The 10,247-nt window shown below is 63.9% G+C and carries 9 protein-coding genes; 7 read left to right on the top strand and 2 right to left on the bottom strand.

Annotated features, from left to right (window positions below; all coding sequences use genetic code 11):
• Positions 1-148: 148 nt before the first annotated feature.
• Together CU669_RS13035 and CU669_RS13030 are read left to right on the top strand one after the other, a co-directional pair.
• The gene (locus CU669_RS13035) at positions 149-367 is read left to right on the top strand and encodes a hypothetical protein (protein WP_112145358.1); all 219 of its coding nucleotides are present in this window, start codon (positions 149-151) and stop codon (positions 365-367) included.
• A 55-nt stretch (positions 368-422) separates the two neighbouring features.
• Positions 423-1,583 carry a GNAT family N-acetyltransferase gene (locus CU669_RS13030; RefSeq protein WP_112145356.1) on the top strand — a complete coding sequence of 387 codons (1,161 nt, stop codon included), beginning with the start codon at positions 423-425 and terminating at the stop codon, positions 1,581-1,583.
• Between the two features lie 110 nt (positions 1,584-1,693).
• Here the strand turns inward: CU669_RS13030 and CU669_RS13025 are convergent, their stop codons facing one another.
• Positions 1,694-2,485: an MBL fold metallo-hydrolase gene (locus CU669_RS13025; protein ID WP_112145354.1), complete on the bottom strand. Its 792-nt coding sequence runs from the start codon at positions 2,483-2,485 to the stop codon at positions 1,694-1,696.
• Between the two features lie 99 nt (positions 2,486-2,584).
• Between CU669_RS13025 and CU669_RS13020 the strand changes: the two genes are divergently transcribed.
• The 3 genes from CU669_RS13020 (at position 2,585) to CU669_RS13010 (ending at position 5,850) form a co-directional block, all read left to right on the top strand.
• Entirely contained in the window at positions 2,585-4,024 is a 1,440-nt protein-coding gene (locus tag CU669_RS13020) for a sigma-54-dependent transcriptional regulator (protein ID WP_112145389.1), read from the top strand.
• A gap of 1 nt (position 4,025) precedes the next feature.
• Positions 4,026-5,363: a sensor histidine kinase gene (locus CU669_RS13015; protein ID WP_112145352.1), complete on the top strand. Its 1,338-nt coding sequence runs from the start codon at positions 4,026-4,028 to the stop codon at positions 5,361-5,363.
• A 64-nt stretch (positions 5,364-5,427) separates the two neighbouring features.
• On the top strand, positions 5,428-5,850 hold the full coding sequence (locus CU669_RS13010; RefSeq protein WP_112145350.1) for a bacteriohemerythrin: 423 nt from the start codon (positions 5,428-5,430) through the stop codon (positions 5,848-5,850).
• Positions 5,851-5,854: 4 nt separating this feature from the next.
• Here the strand turns inward: CU669_RS13010 and CU669_RS13005 are convergent, their stop codons facing one another.
• Positions 5,855-7,978 (bottom strand): adenylate/guanylate cyclase domain-containing protein, encoded by a 2,124-nt coding sequence (locus CU669_RS13005; protein ID WP_239988708.1) that lies wholly within the window; start codon positions 7,976-7,978, stop codon positions 5,855-5,857.
• 223 nt (positions 7,979-8,201) lie between these two features.
• Here CU669_RS13005 and CU669_RS13000 point away from each other — a divergent pair, with 223 nt between their 5' ends.
• Entirely contained in the window at positions 8,202-9,038 is an 837-nt protein-coding gene (locus CU669_RS13000; protein WP_112145346.1) for a ChbG/HpnK family deacetylase, read from the top strand.
• Positions 9,035-10,195, top strand: coding sequence for a 3-phenylpropionate MFS transporter (locus tag CU669_RS12995; RefSeq protein ID WP_112145344.1), 1,161 nt, complete (start codon positions 9,035-9,037; stop codon positions 10,193-10,195). The genes CU669_RS13000 and CU669_RS12995 overlap by 4 nt, the downstream gene beginning before the upstream one ends.
• Positions 10,196-10,247 lie beyond the last annotated feature (52 nt).

Raw genomic sequence — 10,247 nt, 5'->3', positions numbered from 1 at the left:
GGCTCCGTCTTGATTCGCAACCAGACAGAATCACAACGCACTGAAATCACTCAACTTAATTTCCGGTCAGCCTCTAACATAAGGGCTTGGGTTCCTCGGCCTCGCCACCGGGACCGCCAAATGCCCTCCTGAACAAGGAACCGCCATCATGAGCATCTCGTCCGCCACCCCAGTGCCCGCGACCGTCATCACCCAGCACACCCTGATCACCCCCGCGCTGGAAGAACTGGCCCACCAGCACTCCAACAGCCCATATGGCCAGGTGGTCTCGCTGGCGGCGCCTCATTGGTCGGACACCTTCATCAAGACGGCCCGGTTCGGCTGGCTGCGGGTTCCCGCTTGGCCGACCAACGCCGTCCCTGTCTGATGCAAGGCGCGAGAAGCTTCTTGGAATCGGCCTCGGCAATCCTCATCTTTGCTGCATGCCGGACGGAGCCGACCACCCAACGATAACCGCCCATGCCGCCTTGGGAGAAATCCCGGCGGCCGAATGGGACGCTTGCGCCGGAGCCGACAATCCCTTCGTGAGCCATGCCTTCCTGAATGCCTTGGAGCAATCGGGAAGCGCTTGCTCGGCCACCGGCTGGCTGCCCCGCCATCTGTCCATCCGTTCGGGCGACGGGCGTTTGCTGGCGGTGGCGCCGCTCTATCTGAAAAGCCATTCCTACGGCGAATACGTCTTCGACTGGGGCTGGGCCGAGGCGTATCAGCGGGCGGGCGGCCGCTATTATCCAAAGCTGCAATGCGCCGTTCCCTTCACGCCGGTGACCGGCCCACGATTGCTGATCCGCCCTGGCGAGGACGCGGCGCGGCTGCGCCGGATGCTGGCCTCGGCCATGGTCACCCTGGCCCGCCAGATCGGGGCCAGTTCGGTGCATGTCACCTTCCCCACCGAGGCCGAGTATGGGGAATTGGCCGACGTGGGCTTCTTGCAGCGTCTGGGCAGCCAATACCACTGGACCAATGACTTCTATGGCTGCTTCGACGATTTCCTGGCCGCCCTGTCATCGCGCAAGCGCAAGGCCATCCGCAAGGAGCGCGACGCCGTCGCCCGCCAGAACATCGCCATCACCACATTGGTTGGGGACGATATCAAGCCTCGCCATTGGGATGTTTTTCACCGCTTCTATCAGGACGTGGTGGATCGCAAATGGGGCAAGGCCTATGTGAACCGCGCCTTCTTCGAGGCGCTGTCGGCCACGCCGGTCGCCGACAAGGTGGTGCTGGTCTGGGCCGAGGGCGACGGCCAGCCGCTGGGCGCCGCCTTCAACATGCTGGGGGCCGACACCCTGTACGGCCGCACCTGGGGCGCCGGGCCGCACCGGGACTTCCTGCATTTCGAGGCCTGCTACTATCGCGCCATCGACTTCGCCATCGCGCATAAGCTGGCAAGGGTCGAAGCCGGTGCCCAGGGCGAGCACAAGGTCAGCCGCGGCTATCTGCCCACCCCCACCTACAGCGCCCATTGGATCGCCGATGCCGGATTAAACCAGGCGGTTGCCCATTTCCTCGATCACGAACGCCCGCTGATCGCCGAGGACATCGACGATCAGATGAAGGACGGGCCGTTCCGCCAAACCTAGCCTTCAGGAATTTTAGCCACAGATAAACACAGATATATTGAGTAACTATCTTATTTGTGTCCCGCAAAGCGGGGATCTGTGTTCATCTGTGGCCCAATTTCCGTTTGGCATTACCTTTTCTCGATCACCATCTTCTGGCCGTGAACCGGCTCGCGGTATTTCTCCCGCATGCCCTTGACGGTCAACGACGCCTCGAACATGTGGGGCGAACAGGAATTGTCGGCGAACATGTCCCAGTGACAGGGGATCGCCTGCGCGGGATCGACGCGGCGCACCAGTTCCGCCGCCTGCCAATGGGACAGATTGGCGTAGCCGCCATTGATGGGCAGGCAGACGGCATCGGGCAGATGCTTCAGCCCGGCCTCGGCCAGCAGATCGCACCACGCGGTATCGCCGGTGATCCAAAGCTTCGGGCCACTTCCCGCCTGGACGATGAAGCCCATATGGGTCAGGTCGCCGGGATCGGTGGGCAGGGCGAAGGTGCCGGTCAGGCTAATATCGCCGACCTCGGTGCCCCGATTGGGCCAGGACAATTCACAATCACTGGCGGCGATTCCCGCATCCTCGAACACCACCTGGGTATCGCCCGGCCCGAGGAAGGCCTTGACCCGCCCCGAGCGGGCACAGGAGCACAAGGTGTCCGGGTCGGCATGGTCCTTGTGGGAATGGGTGCAGACCAGCATGTCGGCCTCCAGCGCCTCGGGCGCCAGGGGCAGCGGCACCTGGCGCGCCAGATTCAAGCCTCGGCGAGAGGGATTGCATGAATCCGACAGATAGGGATCGATGGCGAGCACCGTTCCGCCCGGCGACTTCACCATCCAGCCGTTCTGTCCCAGGAACCACAGGGCCAGGGTATTCCTGGCCACATGGGTCTGCCTGATCTCGGCCATCAAACCGTCCATGGGTGCCTCCTATAGACCGGAGAGCACTATCCCGCCAATTGCCCGTCAGGCCAAGCGTCGGTGTTGACCGGCCGCCCATTCCCGCGAACAATGTCGACCATGACCAATCTTCCGATCATCTTGGTGGTGGACGACGAGAAGCAGTCGCAAGAGGCGCTGCGCCGCGTGCTGTCGGACGAATTCCAGGTCTTGACCGCATCGACCGCCGAAGACGCGGAAGCGGTGCTGGAGCAGGAGATGGTCCATGCCATCTTGTGCGATCAGCGCATGCCGGGCACCCAGGGCGTTGATTTCCTCAAGACGGTGCGAGCCCGCTGGCCCGATCCGGTGCGCATGATCATCTCGGGCTATTCCGACGCCGAGGACATCATCGCAGGCGTCAACGAAGCCGGAATCTACCGCTACATCACCAAGCCATGGGAACCCGCCGAACTGGTGGAGACCCTGCGCGGCGCGCTGAAGCTGTTCCAATTGCAGCAGGAAAGCGCCCAGGCAAGCCTCGACCTCAAGGTCGCCCCGGCCATGCTGGAAAAGGTGATCGCGGGCAAGACCGGCACCCTGAAACGCCACCACCATTTCGACGGCATCACCCATGCGCCCGACTCGCCCCTGGCCGAAGTCATCGACATGGCGCGCCGCGTGTCGTCCTTCGACATCTCGGTGCTGATCACCGGCGAATCGGGTACCGGCAAGGAACTGCTGGCCCGCGCCATCCATTACGCCAGCCCAAGGGGCAACAAGCCCTTCGTGGTCGAGAACTGTGGCGCCCTGCCCGATCAGTTGCTGGAATCCGAACTGTTCGGCTGCAAGAAGGGCGCCTTCACCGGTGCCTACGAGGACCGGATCGGATTGTTCGAACAGGCCAGCGGCGGCACCATCTTCCTCGACGAGATCGGCGAGACCTCCCCCGCCTTCCAGGTCAAGCTGCTGCGCGTGCTGCAAGAAGGCGAGATCCGGCCGCTGGGCGCCCGACTGACCCGCAAGGTGGATGTGCGCGTCATCGCGGCCACCAACCGCAATCTGGAAGACGACGTCCGCGACAAGCATTTCCGCCGCGATCTCTTTTATCGCCTTGCCGCCTTCCCCGTGCATCTGCCGCCCTTGCGCGAACGCCCCATGGACGTGCCGCTGCTGGCCGAGCGGCTGCTGGCCGAGACCCGCAAGGGTTTCCGCCGCCCCAACCTAAACTTCGCGCCAGAGACCATGGCGCTGATGGCTGCCTATGACTGGCCCGGCAATGTCCGCGAATTGCAGAACGAGATCCAGCGCATGGTGGCGCTGGCCGACGATGCCCTGCTCGGCGCCGGTCTGATCAGTCCCCGCATCCGCGCCCGCGCCTGCCCCGCCGGACGCTCCATCGGCGATCTCGGCCGCCCGGAAAGCCTGAAGGACCAGGTGGAGGCGCTGGAATCCCGCATCATCGCCGAGGCCATGGGCCGTCATCACGGCAATATCAGCCGGGTCGCCGATGAATTGGGCCTGTCGCGCGTCGGTCTTAGGGCCAAGCTGCGCCGCTATGGCCTGGAAAAGGGCGCCTGACATGGCGACCTATGCCGACCCCCGCCCGTCTTCCGCCTATGACTTCGCCGGAGCCGCCGAACCCGATACCGCCTCGGCCCAGGAAACCGCCTGGATCGAGGTCATCCGCAAGATGGAGGAGGTCTACTCCGATCTCATCTCCTACGAAGTGGAACTGGAGGAAAAGAACACCGCCTTGGAGGAAGCCCAGCGCTTCATCAATTCGGTGCTGTCCGCCGTCTCCGACATTCTGATCGTCTGCGATCAGCGCGGCCAGATCCTGCAGGTCAATCTCGCCTTCCTGCGCCTGACCGGCCATGCCGAGGTGGATCTGTTCGAACGGCCGCTGGAAGACCTGCTGGTCGGCGACATCGAAACCCTGCGGCTGTGCAGTTGGATCGATTCCGGCAGCGGCGCCGACCGCGAGGTCCGCTTCCATTCGGCCGACGGCGGCCAGACCGAGCCGGTGGCGCTCAACTGCGCCACCCGGCTGGACCATCGCGGCCTGCCCGCAGGCATCGTGCTGACCGGACGGCCGGTCGGCGAATTGCGCCGCGCCTACGAGGCCCTGAAGCAAGCCCAGGCGCAACTGGTGCAGCAGGAAAAGATGGCGTCACTGGGCCGCCTGATCGCGGGCGTCGCCCACGAGCTCAACAACCCGATCAGTTTCGTCTACGGCAATGTCCATGCGCTGTCCAAATACTCGGAACGCATCGGCACCTATCTGGACGCCATCCATGGCGGCTGTTCCGAGGCCATGCGCGAAAAACTGCGCACGGAGTTGCGTATCGACGCCACCTTGTCGGACCTGCCGGCCCTGATCGAAGGCACCGCCGAGGGTGCCCAGCGGGTGGCCGAAATCGTGCGCAGCCTGAAACGTCTGTCCTTTTCCAGCGCGGGCGGCCCGGAAAGCTTCGATCTCGCCGAGGTGGCGGGCAAGGCGGTGCAATGGTCGGCCTCGGGCAATCGCGGCAATACGGCCGTGGGGGTGGAACTGGCGGAAAAGCTTCCGGTGCGCGGCAATGCCGGACAATTGCATCAGGTCATCGTCAATCTGGTGGAAAACGCCCTCGACGCCGTGGCGGGGCGGCCCGGCGGCCATATTTCCGTCAGCGGCAGCGTCAACGCGGGCCATGTGGTACTGACCGTCGAGGATAACGGCGCGGGGATCGCCGACGACATTCTGACCCGGGTGTTCGACCCCTTCTTCACCACCAAGCCGGTGGGAAAGGGAACCGGGCTGGGCTTGTGGATATCCTACGGCATCGTCCGCGACCACGGCGGCTCGCTGGAAGCAGACAACCGCCCCGGCGGCGGCGGCCGTTTCACCATGACCCTGCCCTCGGCCGCCCTGGACTGAGACAGCGGCCCGCCCGGCTGCTACACTGTCGGCGGAACAATAAAAAACGCTTTGGGAGGATCAAATGTCCATCGCTTGGGACGACGCCCTTAAGGTCGGCAATATCGAGATCGACGCGGATCACAAGGAACTGATCGGCCTCGTCGGCGACTTCGAGACCATGGTCAAGTCGCCGAAATCCGTTACGCCGCGCTCCATCCAGATCACCTTGGAGCGGTTGCAGCTCTATGCCCATGATCACTTCGCCCGCGAGGAATATATCCAGGCCATCGCCAAATATCCCGGCCTCGCCGAGAACAAGCGCCAGCACGATGCGCTGAGGAAGACCCTGGCCGATTACATCGCCAAGTTCGAGGCGGGCCAGTTCGGCGATCTCGGCAAGGCCGCCGACGAGATGGCCGCCTTTCTCAATCATTGGCTGATGAGCCATATCGTCGATGTGGACATGAAGATGCGCGGCGCCCTCAGCGACGAAGGTTGGCGCTGAGCGTCTATTTCGACTGCATGTGGTGGACGCCGTTCCAATCCGTGGGCGGCGGTTCCGCCATGTAGTGGCGGCAGCGGGCGATAAAGATGCCGGGCAGTTTATCGGCCGGGGCCAGCTCGGCCAGCCGGGTGTAGTTCGCCATGGCGACGTCCCACTGGCGGGCGGCATAGGCATTAAAGGCCGCCTCGGTCGCCCGACAAAGCTCAAGTTCCTCGGCGGTGGCCAGCAGCTCGGTCGGCCCATGACGCAGCGCCATCAGTTCATAGATCATTTCCCCGGCGACGCGCCCCTTGACCGCCACCATGTCCAGCGGACGGGCCAAGACCGACTCACCGGCGGCGGTCAGCACCGCCTTGCTGACGCAAATCTGGGTACCGTAGAGCTTGTTGACCCCCTCCAGCCGGGAGGCCACATTGACGCCGTCGCCCACCGCCGTATAGCTCATGCGCTGGTCTGAACCGATATTGCCAACAATGACATTGGCGGTGTGCAGGCCGATGCGGACGAACATGGTGGGCAGATCATGGGCGGCCCATTCGGCATTCAGCGCCAACTGAATCTTCTTGGCCCGCAAGGCGGCGGAACAGGCCCGCAGGGCGTGATCCTCGCACCAATTGGGAGCCCCCCAGAACGCCATCACCGCATCGCCGATATATTTATCGACGGTGCCGTCTTCTTGGCCGATGCAGGACGCAATGGCGTCCAGGTGACGGGAGACGTGGACCAAGAGCTCGCCCGCCTCCATGCGTTCGGACAGGCCGGTGAAATCGGCGATATCGGTGAACATCACCGTCAGGGTGCGGTCATGCCCGCCCAGTTCGATGGGACGGCCGCTGGCCACCAGATCGCGGACCAGATCACGGGGAACGAATTTGCCGAAGGTGCGCAAGGCCCGCTTCATCATGTTGAGCGAATCGATGACCTCGTTGACCTCGCGCACCAGGGCATAGATGGCGATCGGCCCTTCCAGGTCGAATTTCTGGATCTTGCGGATTTCGCCGGTCAGGCTGGCCAGAGGTTTGGAAATCCAACGCGACAGAACGGTCATGCCGACCATCCCCATCACCATCAACAGCAAGCCGATCACCACGATGTCGCGGGTGTTTTCCTTCAGCACGCCGACGAAATCGTCTTCCAGGACGATGACGCCCAACAGCCATTTCTTGCCGAATTCGGCGGGCAATTCGCTGAAGGAGGCAAGGAAGGCGCGCCTTTCCGACACGAACCGAACGATCTTGGCCGGATTGGCGCGGTAGGCGGCGAAGGCATCGCTGATCCGGGCGTCCTTGAGTTCCTGGGCCTTGACCAGGGATAGCGCCAAGCCGTCCTGGCGCACCGCCTTGGTCGAATCGGGATAGGCGATCAGTTGGTTGGTCTCGTCGACGATAAGACCGATGCCACTCTTGCCGAGATTCAAGCCAGCCAGGAAGTCCGACATCTGCTTGGTGGAGATGTTGGCCGCCGTGGCCCCGATCACCCTGCCGTCCTTGGTGATGATGGGATAGGCCGCGGCGATGCCGGGCTGGCGGTTGCTGGTGAACACCACCAGATCGGTCCAGATCAGGCCTCGCTTGGCGACGACCTCCTTGTACCAGCCCCGAGTGCGATGGTCGTAATTGAGGGTGTTGGAGGTCTCGGACCCCAGCACGGTGCCGTCACGCTTCACATAGGTCCAGACGTCGGAATAGCCGCCGCCCTTGTGATCCACCACCCGCAGGGCATATTCGGCACCGGCGGGCGGCGCGTTGTCGTTGGCGCCGAATTTCGCCGTCCCCGGCGGAATGGGAAACGCCTGCAGAAACAGCCCATCGGTCTCGAAGGCGAAATAGATGCTTTGCAGTTGCGGCGTGTTGTCCAACAAGGTCATCAGATAGGGAAACAGCGATCCATCGCGCGCCCTGCCCTCATCGACGGCCGCCAGCTTGGCGCTGGCCTCCACATGGGTGGCCACGGGGTCGAGCAGCGCCACGGTGCTGTTGATCCCCGAGACCGCGACGCGCTCGACGAATCGTTCGGTCAGATCAAGGACCGATCCAGCATTCTTGACATAGGCGAAGCTCACCAGCGCAAGGATGATGGCGGTCAGCAAGGTGGCGAAGGCGGTGACGATATTGACCTGTAGGGTCATCCCCTTCCCGCGCGGTCGCCGCCTTCTTTCCGGAGGTGCGGCCATGTCCATGGAACTCTTTTTCCCAGCAGCGGAATGAGCGGTCACATCATCCTTAACCAGTGCCATATTGGGATCGATCCGGCTATTTCCAGAGGACGGACATCACATTTCGCCACATTTAGCGCGTCACTGTGAATGAAGCCGCCTTGCGCACCCCCGTGGCCGCGCCTATCTTGACGCCATGCTAGCACCTTCCCTGACACTTTGCGCCGATGATTACGGCCTTGCCCCCGGTCTTGGCCGCGCCATCCGCGCCCTGATCGAATCCGGGCGGCTGCAAGCCACCGGCTGCATGACCGGCAGCGCCCATTGGCCCGCCGAGGCCCTCTTGCTGAAGCCGTTGGAAGGCAAGGCGGAATTCGGCGTCCACCTCACCTTGACCGACCACCGGCCGCTGGGCGCCATGCCTGAACTGGCGCCGGACGGCCGTCTGCCGCCGGTGGGCGCCATGGTCAAGCGAAGCCTGCTCGGCCGCCTGAACCAAGCAGAAATCGCCGCCGAACTCGAACGCCAGGTGGACGCCTTCGAGGCCGCCATGGGCCGCGCGCCGGATTTTCTCGACGGCCATCATCATGTCCACCAACTGCCCGTGGTGCGCGACGTGGTGATGGATCTCTGGACCCGCCGACTGAAATCCGGGAACGGCTGGGTGCGGTCGTGCTGGGAAAGCCCGCTTTCCATCCTGGCGCGTGGCGTCGATCCGGTACGGGCCTGCATCATCGCCCTGCTGGGCATCGGGCTGCGGCAGCGGCTGAAGGCGGCGGGCGCCCGCCACAACCTGAGCTTTAGGGGCGTCTACGACTTTTCCGGCAAGATCGGCTATGACGAGCTGTTCCGCCGGTTCACCGAATCGCCCAAGCCCAGCACCCTGGTCATGTGCCATCCCGGCGAAGTGGACGAGGCGCTGCGGGCCTGCGAATGGCTGACCGATCAGCGCGAGGTGGAGTATCGCTTTCTGGCGTCCGAGGATTGCCTTCAGTCCCTTGGACGGCGCGGACTCATGCTGACGCGGCTATGACCGGACGCTTCGTGGCATGGCGTCTGGCCGGGTTCTATGGCGCCATCTTCGCCGCCGTGGGCATCCATATTCCGTTTTGGCCGCTATGGTTGGCCGATCGCGGCCTCGCTCCATCGGAAATCGGCATTCTGGTGGCCGTCGGTTATCTGACCCGTCTGATCGCCAATCCCACCGTCGGCCATTGGGTCGATCATCGCGGCGACCGCAAGCGCCCCATGCTGATTCTCAGCATGGCGGCCGCCCTGCTGTGGCTGCTGTTTCCGTTCAGCCAGGGCTTCCTTCCCATCCTGGTGATCACGGTGGTCGCCATCTTCCCCTTTACCGGACTGATGCCGGTGGGCGATTCCCTGGCGCTGATGGTCACCCACAGCCGATCCTTGGACTATGGCAGGGTCAGACTATGGGGATCATTGGCCTTCATCTTGTCGGCGGTCTTGGTGGGTCGCGCCCTCACCCATTGGCCAGTCAGCGTGTTGCCCTGGCTGATTTCCGGCATGCTGGCGCTGACGGCGGTCAGTTGCGCCGCGCTGCCCGATGCCCGCGTGCCGATCCAGGACACGCCGCCGCCGCCGGTTCGCCCCCTGCTGAAGTCGGGCATCTTCCTGCTGTTCCTGCTGACGGCGGCGTTCAACCAGTCCGCCCACACGGTCTATTACGCCTTCGCCACCCTGCATTGGAAGGCGGCGGGCCTGTCCGACGCCGCCATCGGAATCCTGTGGTCGGAAGGCGTGATCGCCGAGGTGCTGCTGTTCGCCTTCAGCAGCCGGGTGGTCGGTCGCCTTGGCCCGGCGCGATTGCTGCTTGCGGCCGCATTGGGCGGCGCCGTTCGCTGGAGCGTCCTCGGCCTCACCGCCGACCCGGCCATGGTGGCGCTGGCGCAATTGCTGCATGCCGCCACCTTCGGCTGCGCCCATCTGGGGGCCATGCATTTCATCGCCCGCGCCGTTCCCCCGTCCTTGTCGGTCAGGGCCCAAGGCGTCTATGCGGCGCTGTCGGTGGGGCTGGCCCCCGGCCTCATGACCCCCGCCAGCGGCTATCTCTATGAGCAATTTGGAGGAGGGTCGTTTCTCGCCATGGCTGCGCTTTCGGCAGGTTCGGCGCTGCTGGGATGGCGATTGCTGCGCTGTTGGGACGGCGGACGCCTGCAACCTGAGTGAAACAGTTTGCCGCCGACGTGGGGTGGAGTAGAATCCGGCATGGGGAAGTTGT

It is taken from the genome of Paramagnetospirillum kuznetsovii (genome assembly GCF_003284725.1).
Taxonomy (GTDB): domain Bacteria; phylum Pseudomonadota; class Alphaproteobacteria; order Rhodospirillales; family Magnetospirillaceae; genus Phaeospirillum; species Phaeospirillum kuznetsovii.
The sequence above is the reverse complement of the archived record's forward strand: the minus strand, read 5'-3'. Positions and strand labels throughout refer to the sequence as shown.